Source organism: Corynebacterium pollutisoli (assembly GCF_900177745.1).
GTDB lineage: Bacteria > Actinomycetota > Actinomycetes > Mycobacteriales > Mycobacteriaceae > Corynebacterium > Corynebacterium pollutisoli.
Map to the genome: position 1 here is coordinate 29,038 of NZ_FXAR01000008.1, position 17,064 is coordinate 46,101.

16 protein-coding genes and 1 tRNA gene are annotated in these 17,064 nt (G+C 70.3%); 5 read left to right on the forward strand and 12 right to left on the reverse strand.

Going from position 1 to position 17,064, the window contains the following annotated elements; translation table 11 throughout:
* Positions 1 to 85: 85 nt before the first annotated feature.
* A complete protein-coding gene (gene zupT / locus B9Y70_RS10420; RefSeq protein ID WP_085550212.1) occupies positions 86 to 892 on the reverse strand; it encodes a zinc transporter ZupT in 807 nt (268 codons plus the stop codon).
* A gap of 11 nt (positions 893 to 903) precedes the next feature.
* On the reverse strand, positions 904 to 2,220 hold the full coding sequence (locus B9Y70_RS10425) for a hemolysin family protein (RefSeq protein ID WP_085550213.1): 1,317 nt from the start codon (positions 2,218 to 2,220) through the stop codon (positions 904 to 906).
* 122 nt (positions 2,221 to 2,342) lie between these two features.
* Between B9Y70_RS10425 and B9Y70_RS10430 the strand changes: the two genes are divergently transcribed.
* Complete coding sequence (locus tag B9Y70_RS10430) at positions 2,343 to 3,401, forward strand: lipoate-protein ligase small subunit (RefSeq protein ID WP_085550214.1); 1,059 nt, start codon at positions 2,343 to 2,345, stop codon at positions 3,399 to 3,401.
* Entirely contained in the window at positions 3,391 to 5,718 is a 2,328-nt protein-coding gene (locus tag B9Y70_RS10435) for an ATP-binding cassette domain-containing protein (protein ID WP_085550215.1), read from the forward strand. Before B9Y70_RS10430 ends, B9Y70_RS10435 begins: the two co-directional genes overlap by 11 nt.
* Here B9Y70_RS10435 and B9Y70_RS10440 read toward each other — a convergent pair.
* The 4 genes from B9Y70_RS10440 to B9Y70_RS10455 form a co-directional block, all read right to left on the reverse strand.
* Positions 5,715 to 6,482, reverse strand: coding sequence for an SDR family NAD(P)-dependent oxidoreductase (locus B9Y70_RS10440; RefSeq protein WP_085550216.1), 768 nt, complete (start codon positions 6,480 to 6,482; stop codon positions 5,715 to 5,717). The two genes, B9Y70_RS10435 and B9Y70_RS10440, sit on opposite strands and share 4 nt — an antisense overlap.
* Before the next feature lie 51 nt (positions 6,483 to 6,533).
* Complete coding sequence (locus B9Y70_RS10445) at positions 6,534 to 7,811, reverse strand: cytochrome P450 (RefSeq protein WP_085550217.1); 1,278 nt, start codon at positions 7,809 to 7,811, stop codon at positions 6,534 to 6,536.
* Positions 7,812 to 7,838: 27 nt separating this feature from the next.
* A complete protein-coding gene (locus B9Y70_RS10450; protein ID WP_085550218.1) occupies positions 7,839 to 9,638 on the reverse strand; it encodes a BCCT family transporter in 1,800 nt (599 codons plus the stop codon).
* A gap of 154 nt (positions 9,639 to 9,792) precedes the next feature.
* Positions 9,793 to 10,299, reverse strand: a complete 507-nt coding sequence (locus B9Y70_RS10455; RefSeq protein ID WP_085550219.1) for an O-acetyl-ADP-ribose deacetylase — start codon at positions 10,297 to 10,299, stop codon at positions 9,793 to 9,795.
* Positions 10,300 to 10,395: 96 nt separating this feature from the next.
* Between B9Y70_RS10455 and B9Y70_RS10460 the strand changes: the two genes are divergently transcribed.
* Complete coding sequence (locus tag B9Y70_RS10460) at positions 10,396 to 11,025, forward strand: superoxide dismutase family protein (RefSeq protein ID WP_085550220.1); 630 nt, start codon at positions 10,396 to 10,398, stop codon at positions 11,023 to 11,025.
* Here B9Y70_RS10460 and B9Y70_RS10465 read toward each other — a convergent pair.
* Positions 11,012 to 11,446 carry a methyltransferase family protein gene (locus tag B9Y70_RS10465; protein ID WP_085550221.1) on the reverse strand — a complete coding sequence of 145 codons (435 nt, stop codon included), beginning with the start codon at positions 11,444 to 11,446 and terminating at the stop codon, positions 11,012 to 11,014. The two genes, B9Y70_RS10460 and B9Y70_RS10465, sit on opposite strands and share 14 nt — an antisense overlap.
* Positions 11,447 to 11,481: 35 nt before the next feature.
* On the opposite strand from B9Y70_RS10465, the gene B9Y70_RS10470 reads away from it, so the two are divergent.
* Entirely contained in the window at positions 11,482 to 12,237 is a 756-nt protein-coding gene (locus B9Y70_RS10470; protein WP_085550222.1) for a hypothetical protein, read from the forward strand.
* Positions 12,238 to 12,272: 35 nt separating this feature from the next.
* Positions 12,273 to 12,725, forward strand: coding sequence for an S-ribosylhomocysteine lyase (locus B9Y70_RS10475; RefSeq protein ID WP_476728486.1), 453 nt, complete (start codon positions 12,273 to 12,275; stop codon positions 12,723 to 12,725).
* On the opposite strand, the gene B9Y70_RS10480 is transcribed toward B9Y70_RS10475, so the two are convergent.
* The 5 genes from B9Y70_RS10480 to B9Y70_RS10495 all read right to left on the reverse strand — a co-directional run bounded on the left by B9Y70_RS10480 (position 12,715) and on the right by B9Y70_RS10495 (position 17,044).
* A complete protein-coding gene (locus B9Y70_RS10480) occupies positions 12,715 to 13,152 on the reverse strand; it encodes a DUF418 domain-containing protein (RefSeq protein WP_240309237.1) in 438 nt (145 codons plus the stop codon). The genes B9Y70_RS10475 and B9Y70_RS10480 overlap by 11 nt on opposite strands.
* On the reverse strand, positions 13,149 to 13,511 hold the full coding sequence (locus B9Y70_RS12830) for a hypothetical protein (RefSeq protein WP_162494809.1): 363 nt from the start codon (positions 13,509 to 13,511) through the stop codon (positions 13,149 to 13,151). Before B9Y70_RS12830 ends, B9Y70_RS10480 begins: the two co-directional genes overlap by 4 nt.
* Positions 13,512 to 13,825: 314 nt before the next feature.
* Positions 13,826 to 15,613: a selenocysteine-specific translation elongation factor gene (selB, locus tag B9Y70_RS10485; RefSeq protein WP_085550225.1), complete on the reverse strand. Its 1,788-nt coding sequence runs from the start codon at positions 15,611 to 15,613 to the stop codon at positions 13,826 to 13,828.
* Positions 15,614 to 15,616: 3 nt separating this feature from the next.
* Positions 15,617 to 16,924: an L-seryl-tRNA(Sec) selenium transferase gene (selA, locus tag B9Y70_RS10490; RefSeq protein ID WP_240309238.1), complete on the reverse strand. Its 1,308-nt coding sequence runs from the start codon at positions 16,922 to 16,924 to the stop codon at positions 15,617 to 15,619.
* A gap of 25 nt (positions 16,925 to 16,949) precedes the next feature.
* A tRNA-Sec gene (locus tag B9Y70_RS10495) sits at positions 16,950 to 17,044 on the reverse strand.
* Between the last annotated feature and the right edge of the window lie 20 nt (positions 17,045 to 17,064).

The following is a 17,064-nucleotide window of genomic DNA, read 5'->3' on the forward strand; positions in this document are numbered from 1 at the left end:
ACGTCGACAAGCATCCGACCGCGCCTGTGGACAACCGTCGGTTATCCACAGAAACCGGCATTCCTGCCCGTCGACCGGTTGACAGTCACATCATGAGCAGCAAAGATGCCGCCATCACGCCCATGCCGAGGATGACACCGTAGATGGCGGTGTGATGACGGCCCGTGGCGACGGCGGTGGGCAGCAGCTCGTCGAGGCAGATGAAGACCATGATTCCGGCAATCGCCGCGAACGACAGGCCCAGCGCCGCCGGCCCCATGAACGGCATGAGCAACGCGAAGCCGATGAGGGCACCGGCGGGCTCCGCCAGGCCGGACAGGGTCGCCCAGTTGAGGGCCTTGCGCCGCGATCCGGTGGCCTGGCGGATGGGCACGGCGACGGCCACGCCCTCGGGGATATTGTGGATGGCGATCGCCACCGCCACCGGCACCGCGATGGAGAGGTCCTCGAGGCCCGCGATGAACGTGGCGAACCCCTCGGGGAAGTTGTGGATCGCGATCGCCCCCGCGGTGAACATCCCCATCTTCATCATCCGGCGCCGCTGGGCCGCTTTCTGCGGATCCTCACCGATGCCACGCTCGTGGGGGTTGATGGGCTCGGGCACGAGGCGGTCGATGACGGCGATGACGGCGATGCCGACGAAAAAGGCGGCCACCGCCGCCCACGCCCCACCGCGCTCCCCCCAGGCCGTCCCCAGCTCCTCGAAGGCCTTCGGCAGGATCTCCATGAAGGAGACGTAGAGCATGACGCCCGTCGAGAAGCCGAGGGCCCCGGCCATGAAGCGTTTGCCGGGGTTGTTCTTCATCACGGCGATGAGTCCACCGATGCCCGTCGCCAGACCGGCGAAGAGGGTCAGTCCGAAGGCGGTGAGAACGGTGGGGAGGTCGTACATGCCGGTTGACTCTACGCGGTCGCCTTGCGGAGCTCGACTGCGACGATGCGGTTGCCCACGACCTCGACGATCTCGAGCTCGTAGCGGACGGGGTCGGTGTCGTCGGCGGGGTCCTCGGTGAGTCCGGACGGCACGACGACGACGTCGCCGACGCGCCCCAGGCGCCCGAGGCGGGTGAGCACCCAGCCGGCGACGGTCTCGTAGGGGCCGTCGGGGAGCACGACCCCGGTGTCGTCGGCGAAGTCCTCGAGGTTGGTGGCGCCGGCGAAGCGGCGGGACTCGTGGAGCTGGAGGAACTCGCGGCGCGGGGCGGCGTCGTACTCGTCCCAGATCTCGCCGACGAGCTCCTCGAGCAGGTCCTCGAGGGTGACCATGCCGTCGGTGCCGCCGTACTCGTCGACGACCATGGCGATGTGCTGCCCGGACGCGCGCATGTGCGCCATCGCCTCCGGCAGGCGGATGGATCCCGGGAAGGAGGCGATGGGCCGGACGAAACGGCTGATGGGTTCTGCGGCGCGCCCCTGGTGTTCGAGCAGATCGCGGACGTGGACGAAGCCGATGATGTCGTCCATGGATTCACCGTAGACGGGGTAGCGCGAGTAGGGCCGCCCGGTGATGTCGGCGGTGACCTCCCCGAGCGTGAGGTCCCCCCGGTAGGCGACGGTGTCCGAGCGGTGCTGCATGACCTCGCCGACGATTCTTTCACCGGCGTCGAAGACGTCGTCGACGATCTCGCGTTGGCGTTCGTCGATGCCCTCGTGGGAGGTGACGATGTCACGCACCTCCTCCATCGTCATCGCGGAGGTGCGGGCGTCCGGGTCGATGCCGAGCAGCCGCAGGATGCCGGCGGAGGAGGTGTCGACGATCCAGATGACCGGCCGCATGAGGGTGGCGAACACCTTGAGCGGCGGGGCGACCACCAGGCTGACGCGCTGCGCCTTCTGCATGGCGATGCGCTTGGGCACCAGCTCCCCGAGCACGAGGGAGAGATATGAGATGAGGATGGTCATGAGCACGAGCGCGCTCATCGACGCCGCCGTCTCCCCCAGCCCCGCCTCCCCCAGGTACGGGGCGATCTGCGGGGCGATCGTCGACGCGCCGAACGCCGAGGAGAAGAACCCGGCGAACGTCACACCGATCTGCACGGCGGAGAGGAACAGCCCCGAGTCGCGGGCCAGGCGGGCGACGGTCTGTGCGGCCCCCGTGCCGCGTTCCAGCTGCCGGATCTGCGATTCGCGCAGGCTCACCAGCGCCATCTCGGTGGCGGCGAAGATGCCGCCGATGAGGATGAAGAGGAGGACCAGCGCGATGTTAATCAGCATCGTCATTCACCGGCGTGCACCCCTCGGGGCCGCACACCAGAGCCACCTCCTGGGTGTCGAGGTGGACCAGATTCTCCGGGTTGAACTCCATGACCTCCTTGGTACCACCTCCGCTACCCTGGGGCGGTATGCACCAGCACTTCGAGATCAAGGTCCCCGGCGGCAAGCTCGTCGTCGCGGACGTGCACACCGACGACGGCCGGATCACCGCAGCGCAGATCTCCGGCGATTTCTTCCTCGAGCCGGACGAGGCGTACGGGGCGCTCGGCCCGGCGCTGACGGGGGCGTCGATAAGCGAGTCCACGGAGGATCTGCAGGGGCGTCTCGACGCCGCCCTCGCCGGGTTCGAGGACCTCGCCCTCCACGGCTTCACGACGCGGGATGTCGCCGTCGCCGTCAAACGCGCCGTCGCCGGCGGCACCGACTTCACCGACCACTCCTGGGAGGTCATCCACCCCGGACCGCTGCCGACGCAGGTCAACGTCGCCCTCGACGAGGTGATGCTCAACCAGGTCGCCGCCGGGGAGCGCGGGCCGACGCTGCGTTTCTGGGAGTGGGAGGACAAGGCGGCGGTGATCGGCTCCTACCAGTCGTACGTCAACGAGGTGGAGCAGGAGGGCGTCGACAGGCACGACATCCAGGTGGTGCGCCGCATCTCCGGCGGCGGGGCGATGTTCATGGAGGGCGGCAACTGCATCACCTACTCCCTCTACGTGCCGGAGTCGATGGTGGCGGGCCTGTCCTACGAGGACTCCTACGCCTACCTCGACCAGTGGGTGCTGGGCGCGCTCGCCCGCCACGGCGTCAACGCCTGGTACGAGCCCATCAACGACATCACCTCCGACGGCGGCAAGATCGGCGGCGCCGCCCAGAAACGCCGCAAGGGGGCCGTCCTGCACCATGCGACGATGAGCTACGACATCGACGCTGACAAGATGATGGAGGTCCTGCGCGTCGGCAAGGTGAAGCTGGCGTCGAAGGGACTGCGGTCGGCGAAGAAGCGCGTCGACCCGCTGCGCCGCCAGACCGGTGCCCCGCGCGAGGAGATCATCGCGACGATGATCTCCGAGTTCTCCAACCGCTACGGTGCCGTGCCCGCCGCGCTCAGCGACGCCGACCTGGCCGCCGCCGAGCAGCTCGTCACCGAGAAGTTCGGCACCGAGGCATGGACCCATCATGTCCCCTGACGTCATCCGCGTGACCGGCGCGCACGTCAACAACCTGCGCGGGGTGAGCGTGGAGATCCCCAAGCGCCGCCTCACCGTCTTCACCGGCGTCTCCGGCTCGGGCAAGTCCTCCCTGGTGTTCGGCACCATCGCCGCCGAATCCCAGCGACTGATCAACGAGACGTACTCCACCTTCGTCCAGGGCTTCATGCCGACGCTGGCCCGCCCCGACGTCGACCGCCTCGAGGGCATCACCACCGCCATCATCGTCGACCAGGAGCCGATGGGCGCGAACTCGCGCTCCACCGTCGGCACCGCCACCGACGCCACCGCGATGCTGCGCATCCTCTTCTCCCGGATCGCCCATCCCCCGGCGGGCGGGCCCGGCGCGTACTCCTTCAACGTGCCCTCGGTCTCCGCGGCCGGGGCCATCTCCGTGCAGGGTGGGAAGAAGGAACGCGTCGAGTTCAGGCGCACCGGCGGCATGTGCCCCGAGTGCGAGGGCACCGGCCGCATCTCCGACATCCTGCTCAGCGAGCTTGTCGACGACAGCCTCTCCCTCCGCGACGGCGCCATCCTCGTCCCCGGCTACAAGGTCGACGGCTGGGCGTGGAAGACCTTCGCCGAGACCGGGCTCGTGCCGGCGGACGTCCCGGTGAAGGAGTTCACCGCCGAGCAGCGCGACATCCTGCTCCACTCCGAGCCGCGGAAGGTCAAGTTCAACGGCTTCAACTACACCTACGAGGGGCTCGTGCCGCGGGTGGAGAAGTCGATCCTCAGCAAGGACCGCGACTCGATGCAGAAGGCGATGGGCGAGTTCGTCGACCGGGCCGTCACCTTCATCGCCTGCCCCTCGTGCGGCGGCACCCGCCTGGCGCAGCACGCACTGGACTCCCGGATCGAGGGGAGGAACATCGCGGAGTTGTGCGCCATGGAGATCCGCGAGCTGGCCGCGTGGATGGAGGGGGTGTCGGCACCGTCGGTGGCCCCGCTCGTCGACGCCCTGCGCGAGACCCTGGCGAACTTCACCGATATCGGACTCGGCTACCTCACCCTCGACCGCCCCGCCGGCACCCTGTCGGGCGGTGAGGCGCAGCGCACCCGCATGATCCGCCACCTCGGCTCGGCGCTCACCGACGTCACCTACGTCTTCGACGAGCCCACCGCGGGCCTGCACCCCCACGACATCGAGCGCATGAACTCCCTCCTCCTGGAGCTGCGCGACAAGGGAAACACCGTCCTCGTCGTCGAGCACAAGCCGGAGACCATCGCCATCGCCGACCACGTCATCGATCTCGGCCCCCACGCCGGGCGCGACGGCGGCCTCATCCAGTTCGAGGGCACGGTGGATGAGCTGCGCGCCTCCGACACCCTCACCGGGCGGCACCTCGACGACCGGGTCTCGGTGAAAGCGGAGACGCGCACTCCGACGGGTGCGATCGAGGTGCGCGGGGCGAGCCGCAACAACCTGCGCGACGTCGACGTCGACATCCCCCTCGGTGTGCTCACCGCCGTCACGGGTGTGGCGGGTTCCGGCAAGTCCTCGCTCATCGCGGAGCTGCCTCGCGCGGAGACGACGGTGTTCGTCGACCAGTCGCCCATCCGCGGTTCGCGGCGCTCCAACCCGGCGACGTACACCGGCGCGCTCGAGCCGATCCGCAAGGCCTTCGCCAAGGCGCACGGGGTGAAGCCGGCGCTGTTCTCCCCCAACTCAGAGGGCGCGTGCCCCAACTGCAGGGGCGCCGGTGTGGTCTACGTGGACCTGGGCATCATGTCGGGTGTGGACCTGCCGTGTGAGGTGTGTGAGGGGCGGCGTTTCGACGAGGCCGTCCTCGACTACCGCTTCGGCGGCAAGGACATCGCCGAGGTGCTGCAGATGCCCGCGGCGGAGGCGGCCGAGTTCTTCACCGCCCCGGATTCGAAGGTGCCGGCCGCCGCGCGGATCTGCGGGCGGCTTGTCGACGTGGGCCTGGGCTACATCACCCTCGGCCAGCCGCTGACCACCCTGTCGGGCGGTGAGCGTCAGCGCCTCAAGCTGGCCTCCCACCTGGCGGAGAAGGCGACGGTGTTCATCCTCGACGAGCCGACGACGGGGCTGCACCTGGCGGACGTCGACAAGCTGCTGGCGCTGCTCGACCGCATGGTCGACGCCGGGAAGTCGGTGGTGTGCATCGAGCACCACCTGGCGGTGGTGGCCCACGCCGACCACGTCATCGACCTCGGCCCCGGCGCGGGGTCTGACGGCGGCGAGATCACCTTCACCGGCACCCCCGCCGAGATGATCGCCGACGGCTCGACCCTGACGGGCCGCCACCTCGCCGGGTACGTGGCCTCCTAGCCGGCGGCCCAGCCCCCGTCGACGGGGATGATGGCACCGTTGACGTCGGAGGCAGCGTCGGAGAGCAGGAACACAATGGGTCCGGCGAGTTCCTCCGGCGTGGCGTTGCGGATCGCCCCCTGGTGGATGGGGGTGATCGCGGCGAGGCCGTTCGCCGGGTCGATCTCGGTGTCGGTGGCCGAGGTGGTCATGATGTTGGTCTCCACGCCGCCAGGGGCGACGAGGTTGCAGCGGATGTTCTCGCGGCCGTAGGTGTAGGCGGTGTTCTTCGTCAGGCCGGTGACGCCGTGCTTGGAGGCGGTGTAGGCGGCCCCGGCGGCCGCGCCGCGGATCGACGCCGCGGAGCCCAGGTTGACGATCGCCCCGCCACCCGCGGCCAGCATGTGCGGCAGCACGGCGCGGGTGAGCAGGAACGGGGCGGTGAGGTTGATGCGCAGGCAGCGCTCCCACTGGACGTCGTCGGTGGTGGCGGCGCCGGCGAACTGGTCCATGATGCCGGCGTTGTTCACCAGACCGAGGCGGCCGCCGGTGGCGACGGCGGCGTCGACAAGCTTGTCGACGACCCCCTGATCCGAGATGTCGCCGATGGCGGCGGTGGCCTGCCCGCCGGCCCCGGTGATCTCCTCGACGACGCCGTGGGCGGTGTCGGAGATGTCGGCGACGATGACGTGGGCGCCGCGCTCGGCGAGCTGCAGTGCGGTGGAGCGGCCGATGCCGGAGCCGGCACCGGTCACGATGATGGTCTGACCTGCGAAGTCGCTCACGGGAGATCCCCTTTCAGCAGTGGTGGATGTCCCTCCCGAGTGTATCCGGGATCACACGGTCGCGGCCTGGATGCGCACGCCGGTGGCCGGGCGGGTGAGCATCTGCGTCCACGGGAAGGTGAGGTCCTCGACGTCGGTGGAGATCTCCACGGTGGGCCGGGTGAGCAGGACGATCGCGGCGGACAGGGCGGCGACGGCGATCTTTTCACCGGGGCAGCGGTGGCCGGTGTAGACGCCCGCGCCGCCCTGCGGGATGAACGCCTCGATCGCCTCGGCCTCCTCCACTCCGTCGTAGGGCAGGAAGCGCTCCGGGTCGAAGGAGGCGGCGTTGTCCCACTCCCGCGGGCTGGTGAGGGTGCCGACGAAGTCGAGCAGCACCCGCTGCCCCTTCTTCATGGGGCAGCCGGACAGTTCGGTGTCCTGGGTGAGCAGGCCGGGGAGCATGGGGACGAAGGGGTGGGTGCGGCGCACCTCCTGGGCGAAGGCGACGGCCTCGGGGACGTCGGTGAGGCGGTCGCCGGCGGCGGCGCGGATGCGTTCGGCCCACTCGGGGTGTTCGACGAGGGTGGTGGCGGCGAAGGCGGCGAAGCGGCCGACGGCGACGGTGGGGCGGGTGAGGTTCTGGAGCTCGACACCGGCGACGGCGGCGTCGACACGCTCCCCGTCGATGCCCCGCAGGTCGGCCATGTGGGCGAGGACGGAGTCGGCGGGGGCCTCGATGTCGCCGGCGCGGACCTGCTCGATGAGCCCGGTCGCCCACTTGTTGAGGCGTCGGCGTTCGAACGCGGCGACCGGGTTGGTGCGCAGGCGGCCGAAGGTGTCGAGGAGGCGGTTCATCTGCCGGGCACGGCGGTCCATCTCCTCGTCGGACAGGGGGATGCCCGCCCAGCGGAAGGCGGCGCGGCCGAAGGCGACGGCGGTGTCCTCGTGGACGGTGCCGCCGTCGGCGATCCAGCGGCGGTGGGTGTTCTCCAGCTCGTCGCCCACGAGGTCGGTGAAGTCGACGACGCGGGCGTCGTCGTAGGCGAGGTCGGCCATGGCCTTCTTGCGGACCTGGTGCTCCTCGCCGTCGAGGGTGTGCACGGCCCCGTTGCCGAACAGGGGGACCTGGATGAACTTGGGCATTGCGCCGTCGCGCTTGATGCGGGTGGAGTCGTAGAAGAGGCGCACGCCCTCCGCGCCGCGCACCAGGTGGGTGGTCTTACCCAGCATGGTGAGCGTCACGGGGGCGTGCGAGGTGGCGGCCACCCCGGCCTTCTGGCGGATGCGGGAGGCGAAGAGGTAGCCGGAGCGGAGGAAGGTGAGGCCTTGTTCGAGTCGTGTCGTCATGCCCCCAACCTACACATGCATCGTTGCTTATCGACGTCCCTCCGGTTCCGTCTCCTCGACGATCCGCACGTCGTAATCACCGTCACCGTCACCGTCACCGTCACCGTCCTGCTGCCGCGAGTACTCCTCGAGCACCGCACCGACGACGGCCGGGTTGATGGCCTCGCCCTCCTCGTCGGGGATGTGGTGGATGGGGCCGATCGGTTCGGGCGAGGGGGTCTGCTCCATCTCCTCCCATTCCTCGGCGGTCGCGGCGGAGGTCCACTGGCGGGTGACGGTGGGTACGGGGTCGCCGAGGTCGTTCCGCAGGGCCACACCGAGGCTGAACATCATGATGAAGCCCATGACGAAGAACGGCAGGCCGATGACGATGATGATCTGCTGCAGGGCGGAGAGTCCGCCTTCACCGGTGGCGGCGAGGAGGACGGCGGCGACCGCCCCCATGAGCACGGCCCACGTGACCTTCTGGTGGGTGGGCGCGAAGGCGGGTTCCTTGCCGGAGGCGATCATGTCGGTGACCATCGCCGCGGAGTCGACGGAGGTGGTGAAGAAGATGACGACGATGAGGATGCCGAGGCCGGACATGAACGTCGCGGCCGGGTAGTTGGACAGGAACTCGAAGAGCGCGCCCGGGATGTCGCCCTCGACGGCGACGCGTTCGACGAGGCCGCCGTCCTGCTCCTCGATGAGGAAGGAGGAGGTGCCGAACACGCCGAACCAGATGAGGGAGAACGCGACCGGCAGCCCGAGGACACCGGCGACGAACTCACGGACGGTGCGGCCGCGGCTGATGCGGGCGATGAAGATGCCGACGAAGGGTGACCATGTGATGGTCCACGCCCAGTAGAAGACGGTCCACGCGTTCTGCCACGTGGCGTTGTCGGCGCTGTTGGGGGTGGCGTTGTTCCAGAACGCCAGTTCCGGGAGGCGGGAGAAGTAGATGCCGAAGGACTCGATGGTGCCCTTGAGCACCATGACGGTGGGGCCCGCGAGGATGACGAAGACGAGCAGGGCGATGGCCATCCAGATGTTGATGTTGGACAGCAGCTTGATGCCGCGGTCGAGGCCGGCGGCGACGGAGATGCAGGCGATGGTGGTGACGATGCCGATGATGATCACCTGGACCGTCGGCGAGTACGTCAGTCCGAAGAGCTCGGTGAGGCCGGCGTTGATCTGCATGGTGCCCAGGCCGACGGAGGTGGCCACGCCGAAGATGGTGCCGATGAGCGCGATGACGTCGATGCTCTTGCCGATCGGCCCGTAGACGCGGGAGCCGAGCAGCGGGGAGAAGATCGAGCTGACGCGCGGCGGCATCTTCCGCTTGTAGATGAAGTACGCGAAGCACAGGGCGGGCAGCGCGAAGATCGTCCACGTGTGCAGGCCGAAGTGGTAGTGCGTGAGGGCGATGGCCTGGCGGGCCGCCTCGGTGGATTCGGGCGTCACCTCCCCCATCGGCGGGTTGGCGAAGTGGGAGATCGGCTCCGCCACGCCCCAGAACATGAGGATGGTGCCGATACCGGCGGCGAAGAGCATGGCGAACCACACGAGGGTGGGGTACTCGGGGCGTTCATCGTCGGCGCCGAGACGGACGTGCCCGTAGCGGCTGATGGCGACGATGAACAGGAAGATGAGGAACACCGTCACACCGAGGATGTAGAACCAGCCGAGGTTCGACAGGATCCAGGTGGTGGCGGCACCGAAGACGTCCCCGACCCAGTCGCCGGCGACGATGGTCAGCACGACGAAGGCGAGGACGGCTCCCACGGTGGCGAAGTACACCGCTGGGTCGGTCTTCAGACGGAGGGAGGAGGCTAAGCGGGTCAACACATCGAAATCCCGTCGGAATAGGAGACAATTATTCTTTCCAACATAGGCCCAGCGGCGCGGCCGCCGACACCGGAAGGTGACCGGACATCTCGCTTATCGACACCCCGTTTCCCCCGCCCACCAGCGCCTCAGCCGGGCCATAACAATCCCTTAACTAATTGCGCAGGGCCGCGCGGAAGGCCTCCTCCGCCTCCGCACCGAAGGGGACGACGATGACCTCGTCGACACCCCCGACCTCCCGGCACGTCGTCACGGCGAGGCGGGCGGCGTCGTCGATCGGCCAGCCGTACACCCCGGCGGAGATCGCCGGGAAGGCCACGCTCCGCGCACCCAGCTCCCGGGCCACCCGCAGCGACTCCCGGTAGCAGGAGGCGAGGGTGGCCGACCGGTCCTCCGTCTCCGACCACACCGGCCCGACCGTGTGGATGACCCAGCGCGCCGGGAGGTCACCTGCGCCGGTGGCCACCGCCTGTCCGGCGGGCAGCCCGTCGGGGTGGGTGGTGGCGCGGATCTCCCGACACTCGGCGAGGATGCCGGGACCGCCGACCCGGTGGATGGCCCCGTCGACTCCCCCGCCGCCGAGCAGCCCGGAGTTCGCGGCGTTGACGATGGCGTCGGCGTGCACGGTGGTGATGTCGCCTGGTTCGATGCGCAGTTCCATGCCCGCGAGGCTAACCGCGCCCGCCCCCGACCGGCAACGCATGCACGCCTAGTTATATGTACGGTGGGCGGCACACCACCACCGAAGGAGAACCCCATGCGACACCGCACCACCATCGCCACCCTGTCGGCCCTCGGACTGCTGGGTGTCAGCGCCTGTGCCACCGACAACGAGACCACCGACGCCGAGGGCAGTGACGGCAGCGCCGCCGTCACCACGCAGGACCCGGAGACCGAAGGGCTGCCCGCCTCGATGAACACCGCCGACGGCGCCGAGATCGGCACCGTGGAGTTCCTCGAGCGCGACGGCGGCGTCGAGGTCAGCGCACAGTTCTCGGGCCTGGAGCCCGGGTTCTACGGCTTCCACATCCACGAGATCGGCACCTGCGAGACCGACAGCGCCGCCCCCGACGACCCGGAGGACACCGGTGACTTTCTCTCCGCCGGGGGCCACCTCAACCCCACGGGTGCCGACCACCCCGACCACGCCGGTGACCTCCCCCAGCTTCTCGTGACCGACTCCGGCGACGCGGAACTCACCTTCCTCACCGACCGCTTCACCCTGGCGGACCTCACGGACGGGGACGGCGCGGCCGTCATCATCCACTCCGGTCCGGACAACTACGCCAACGTCCCCGGGCGCTACGCCACCGACGGCGTCGACGAGGACACCACCAGCACCGGTGACGCGGGCGACCGCCTCGCCTGCGGAGTCATCGGGGCCTGACCCAGCGCGGCACCCGGGCCGCGTAGGCCTCGTACTCCGGGCCGAACCGCGCCCGCAGGGCCGCCTCCTCCGCCGCGATCTGTCCCCGGTCGACGGCCCACACGAACCCGGCCACCGGCAGCAGCCCCGCCCAGGATCCGCGGGCCACGGCGTGGGCGGTCAGCGCGCCGGCCAACGCCAGGTACATCGGGTTGCGCGTGTACCCGAGGACACCGTCGGTGACCAGCGACGAGGCGCGGTTCACCCGCACCGGGTCGATGGTCGTGCCCGCCCGGAGGAACCCGCCGACCGCGGCGACGCCCAGCACGCCGGAGGCGGCGAGGAGGGGCGCGGCCCGGAGGAGACGGGGCGTCGATAAGCGGCCCAGGGCGGCCTGGGCCCCGGCGGCGACAAGGAACAGTCCGGCAGGCGGGATTCTCATGCCGCCAGCCTAGCCAGCGCAGCTAGGCTGTACCCATGGCTGTTCCGAGTTGCCCCCTGCCCCGCCCGCCGGCGGGTGAGGACGTCCATTCCCTCCCCCTGGACCGGGTCAACCAGGCGATTCTGTTCTCCCACCTGCGCACCGCGGAACTCATGGAACCCGCCGGGACGCTCATTCCGGTGGTGCTTGTGCCGGACTTCCTCACCCGTGGCTGGCGCGTGCGGTGGGAGTTCGGTGTCATCGGGTCGCTGTCGGAGGGGATGCGCGCGCAGTTCCCGCAGCTCGAGCACCTCCACGCGGCGCAGGTGGAGCCGCAGGTGTGGGCGCGGGTGTGCATCGACAAGGAACGCGGGCTTCTCGACGTCGCGGTCGAACTCCCCTCCCCCGAGCTGCTGGTCCCCCGCACCTCCCTGCCGGAGGGCTCACGCATCCTGCCCCAGGGGTACCGCCTGCCCGCCACCCTCGGCGGTGAGAACCGCCAGGTCCTCGGCCGCGTCGACGGCCTCGACGTGCTCGTCGACGACACGCCGGTCGCCCAGCTCGAGTACGTCCCGCTCGTCGACGGTCCCCTCGGCGTCCGGATCTTCGTCATCGACGGCGAGAGCTTCGTGGACCTCGGTGTCGGCGAGCCGCGCGAGATGCAGGTCCTGCCGGAATGGGAACCTCCGGCCCCACCCGCCCCGCCCTTCGATCCGGCCGCCCCGTGGGAGATCACCATGGACGCGGAGGACGTCATGGAACCGAACCCGACGGGGCCGCGGGAGTTCGTCACACCAGCAGAAACGGAATGACGACGCCCGGCGTTGCTACGATCACCGGCATGCGCATGAACGTCGAATCCTTCAACCTTGACCACCGCACCGTCGCCGCCCCCTACATCCGGGTGGCCGACCGCAAGACCCTCCCCGCGGGCGATGTCATCACCAAGTACGACATCCGTTTCTGCCAGCCCAACCAGGACCACCTCGACATGCCCGGCATCCACTCGCTGGAGCACTCAATGGCGGAGACCATCCGCAACCACGCGAACTACGTCCTCGACTTCTCCCCCATGGGCTGCCAGACCGGTTTCTACCTCATGGTCGTCGGCGATCACCCGCAGGACGAGATCGAGGAGCTCATCGCCGTGTCGCTCACGGACGTCCTCGAGCTCACCGAGGTGCCCGCCGCCAACGAGATCCAGTGCGGCTGGGGCGAGAGCCACTCCCTGGAGGATGCGAAGGCCGCCGCCCGCGCCTTCCTCGACCGCCGCGCGGAGTGGTCGCAGGTCACCGCCTGAACGGCGCCACCCGCCACCAGGTGATGCACCGCCACACCCACTCGGCCGGGCCGTAGCGGAAGGCGGCGAGCCACAGGGCACTCCAGACGCCCTGGACAACGATGATGCCGATGACCAGGCCGGTGATCTGCGGCCAGTCGGACACGTCCTCGATCCCCAGGACCGGGGAGAGAGCGAGGATGAGCACCGTGGCCAGCAGGTAGTTCGTCAACGCGATCCGCCCCATCGGCGCGAAGACAGCCCCCAGGACACCCCGCAGCCCCAGCCGCATGAGCAGCACGAACAGGCTGGCGTAGAACAGGCCGCCGGCGACACCAGCAAGTTGTTCGGGCGGTGACGCCAGGCCGAAGGACAGGCGCGGCAGGTCGACACCCGCCCACACCGTCCACCAGCAGGCGGCGGTGATCACGCCGAACAGAAGTGTCACCACAACCCAGGAACCGGTATGGGACCCCAGACGGCGGTGCACCCCGAACCGGGCCAGGGCCAGGCCGATGACGAGCAGCCCCGGCATGACCCCGTAACCGGCCAGGGCCTGAGGAATGACGACGGCAGCAGGAAGACCAGGCCGAAAACCGCGTAGGGCACCAGCGCCTCCCCCTGATGGAACAGTTGGTGGATCACGCCGATCACCGCCAGCGCGAGGAGCCTGCGTGCCAGGACCTTCCGTGGCGAATCAGTCTTCCTCCCGGCCGATTCCAGGAAGATGGCGAACCCCAGGCCGAAGAGGAGGGTGAAGATCGGGAAGAAGCGCTCGTAGAAGCCGTGGCGGACCACGTCCGGCATCACCCCCCAGGCCTTTGCCGCGCATCTCCCCGAACATCGCCGGGAAGACCACCTGCTGAACGTTTACGACGTGGATGCCGCACAGGGCGAACCCCCGGACCGCATCGATCTCCACGATTCGCCTGTCGGTTGTTCCGGGGGTTACCGGTGTGGAAGTCGTCATGTGATCTCCGAGGGGAACGTTGTCTAAACACTTCCCTTTCTACCCGGTGATTTCACTCATGAAACTAACGATCCCATCGCATCCCCCGGGGTCGAGGCCATGGGCATGATCGGGCGACCAGGAACGGTGCCGCACACCTCACGTAGACCGGTCAGCGCACCCGGCGGTGCCCGCCGTCGAGACGCACCGTCCGGCCGGTGGCGTCGAGGTGCTCGAGCAGCGGGATGGCCACCCGTCGGGTGGTGTCCAGCGCGCGACGCGCCTGCGAGGTCGTGAACGGCTGCTCGAGTTCCCGCAGACGGGCGAGCGCGACGTCGGGGGCGTCGGGCCGGAGGATGATGCCGGCGTCGAGGCGCAGCAGTCGCCCGGCACGCTCCGCGGCGGCCAGCTCCTTCGGACCCAGGCCGAGGGCCCGCAGGTCATCGGCCTCCGGGGCGTGAAAGGGGGCTTCGGTGAGACGCTTCTCGACGCTGGCCACCCCCGCCTCCGCCGCACCGAGATCCACGGCCGCCCCGGGCAGGCGCAGCACGCCGTCGGCCTGCTCGAGTTTCGCGGAGGCGATGACGAGTCCGAGGAGGGAGTCGTCGGGCAACGCGAGGACGCTGAGCGCCGCCCCGCGGCTGAGGCCGGCGGCGAGCGGATTCTCCGTGGCGTGCCGGGTGACGGCGGCGAGGAGGGTGTCGCGCCAGCGACCCAGCTGAGGGACGTCGATCCACCAGTCCCGCAGGGCCACGGCCCCCTTCGGCGGCGCGTCGGGAACCTCGAAACCCATGGTCTCCAGGTCGGTGCGGCGCAGGGCCCCGCGGCGGGTGATCTCGGCGGAGAGGTCCCCCTCGGCGGGCATGGTCGTCAGTGACTCGGCGCGGCGGCGACCGTCACCGCGGCGCGACAGGGCGGGTGGGTCGACGTCCATGACCTGCACGCCGGCCAGCACGGAGCGCGCGCCGGAGCTGCGCAGGACGAGCCGGTCGCCGAGGATCAGCGGCAGTGGCCGGGTGAGCGTCAACCGGGCGTGGCCGTCGCCGAAGGGGCGCAGCGCCGCCTCGACGGCCGCGGTGCCGACGTGGACGATGACCTCACCGGGGGCGTCGTCCAGCGGGGTACCCATGGTGCGGCGCACATCGAGGGTGGTGACCAGCGGCCAGGCGTCCGGGGTGAGCAGGGCGTCGCCGCGGTGGATGTCCCCGGTGCTCTCCCCGCGGAGGTTGACGGCGACGCGGCTGACCGGGCCGATGTCCGTGTGCGGGCGGTTCTCACTGTGGAGGCCGCGGACGGTGACCTCGCGCGTGCCGTCGACGCCGAGCAGCTGCAGGCGGTCGCCCTCGCTGAGGGTGCCGGCAGGCAGGGTGCCGGTGACCACGGTGCCCGCTCCCCTGACGGTGAAGGACCGGTCGATCCACAGGCGGACGCGGGCGTCCGGATCCGGGGCCGGAGCGGCGGCGAGCACCCCGTCGAGGGCGGCGCGGAGTTCGTCGAGGCCCTCGCCGCTGCGGGCGGAGACGGTGACGACGGGGGCGTCGGCGAGCCCGGTGTCGGCGAACTCGTGCCGGACGCGGGCGGCGACCTCGGCGCGGCGGGCGTCATCCGCCCGGTCGGCGCGGGTGAGCACGATGACGCCGTGCCGGATCCCCAGCGCGCGGACGGCGTCGCGATGGTCGGTGGACTGGGCCTGCCAGCCCTCGTCGGCGGCGACGATGAAGCAGACGACCGGCGTCGGGCCGACCCCGGCGAGCATGTTGCCCATGAAGCGTTCGTGGCCGGGGACGTCGACGAAGGCGACGTCGCGCCCGGAGGGCAGGTGCGTCCACACGAAGCCGAGATCGATGGTCAGCCCGCGGCGCTGCTCCTCCTCCCAGCGGTCGGGCTCCATCCCGGTGAGGGCCTTGACCAGGGTGGATTTACCGTGATCGACGTGTCCGGCGGTGGCGACGACGTGCATGCGCTACCCCTCCACCGCGCGCAGGATCGCGGCCGCGACGGTATCGTCGGCGGCGGCGGGCACGCAGCGCAGGTCGATGAGGCAGGACCCCTGGTGGACGCGCGGCAGGACGACCGGGTCGCCGGTGCGCAGCGCCGCGGCCAGGGACGCGGGCAGCTCCACGGCCCAGCCGGGCAGCGGCACCCCGGGGGCCCCTCCCCCGCCGACGCGCCCGTCGTGGGCGACGACCCGGCAGGTGACGTGGCCGGCGAGACGCGCGGCCAGGGCCTCGGCGCGGCGGCGCAGGTCAGCCGGGTCGGCGTGCAGGGCCTCCACGACGGGGGCCTCCCCGCCGCGCAGGGTCGCCTCGAGGGCGGCCAGACGGAGCTTGTCGATGCGCACCGCGCGCGCCAGGGGGTGCTTCTTCAGCCGGGCGATGACGTCCGCGCGACCGAGGAGGATGCCGGCCTGCGGGCCGCCGAGCAGCTTGTCACCGGAGGCGATGACGACGTCGGCACCCGCCGCCAGCTGGGCGGCGACGTCCGGCTCGGAGGGCAGGGCGTCGTCAGGGGTGAGCAGGCCGGAGCCGAGGTCGACGATGAGCGACAGGTCGTGCTCGTCGGCGATCTCCCGCAGCTGCGCGACGGTGGCCTCGGCGGTGAAACCCTCGATGCGGAAGTTCGAGGGGTGGACCTTGAGGATCGCACGGGTGCGCTCCCCGACGGCCCGGACATAGTCCGTCGGGTGTGTGCGGTTGGTCGCACCGACCTCGCGGAGGCGGACGTCGGCGGTCTCAATGAGTTCCGGCAGGCGGAAACCGGCGCCGATCTCGATGAGTTCCCCGCGGCTGATGACCAGCTCCCCACCCTCGGCCAACGCGGTGGTGGCGAGCAGCAGGGCGGCCGCGCCGTTGTTGACCACGAGCGCGTCCTCGGCGCCGGGGCACGCCGCGACCAGGGCAGAGAGGGCCCCGGCCCCACGGTCACCCGAGCGCAGCCCGGTGGGGAGGTCCATCTCGACGTCGACGTATCCGGCGGCGTCGACGAGCGCGTCCGTCGCGGCGGCCGACAGCGGCGCGCGGCCGATGTTGGTGTGGACGACGACGCCGGTGGCGTTGAGGACGGGGGTGAGGGAGGAGACGGGGGCGTCGGCAAGCAGGGCGGCCAGGTGCGTCTCGACGTCCTCCGGGGCGATCTCCCCGCGACGCGCCGCCTGCTGCGCGTCAGCGAGGTGGGCGCGGATGGACTGCTCCGACAGTCGCCCCCGGGCCTGCCGGACGGCGGCGCTGCGCAGCAGGTCATCGGTACGTGGGATGCGTCGACGCGGGTCCACCCGGGGTCCTTTCGCAGGAGAGCAGTGGCGGAGACGGACGAGAATCGAACTCGCCAGACCGAGATACTCGGCCTCACCGGTTTTGAAGACCGGGGCGCCCACCAGGACACGTACGCCTCCGCCGACGAGGCTACCGCGTG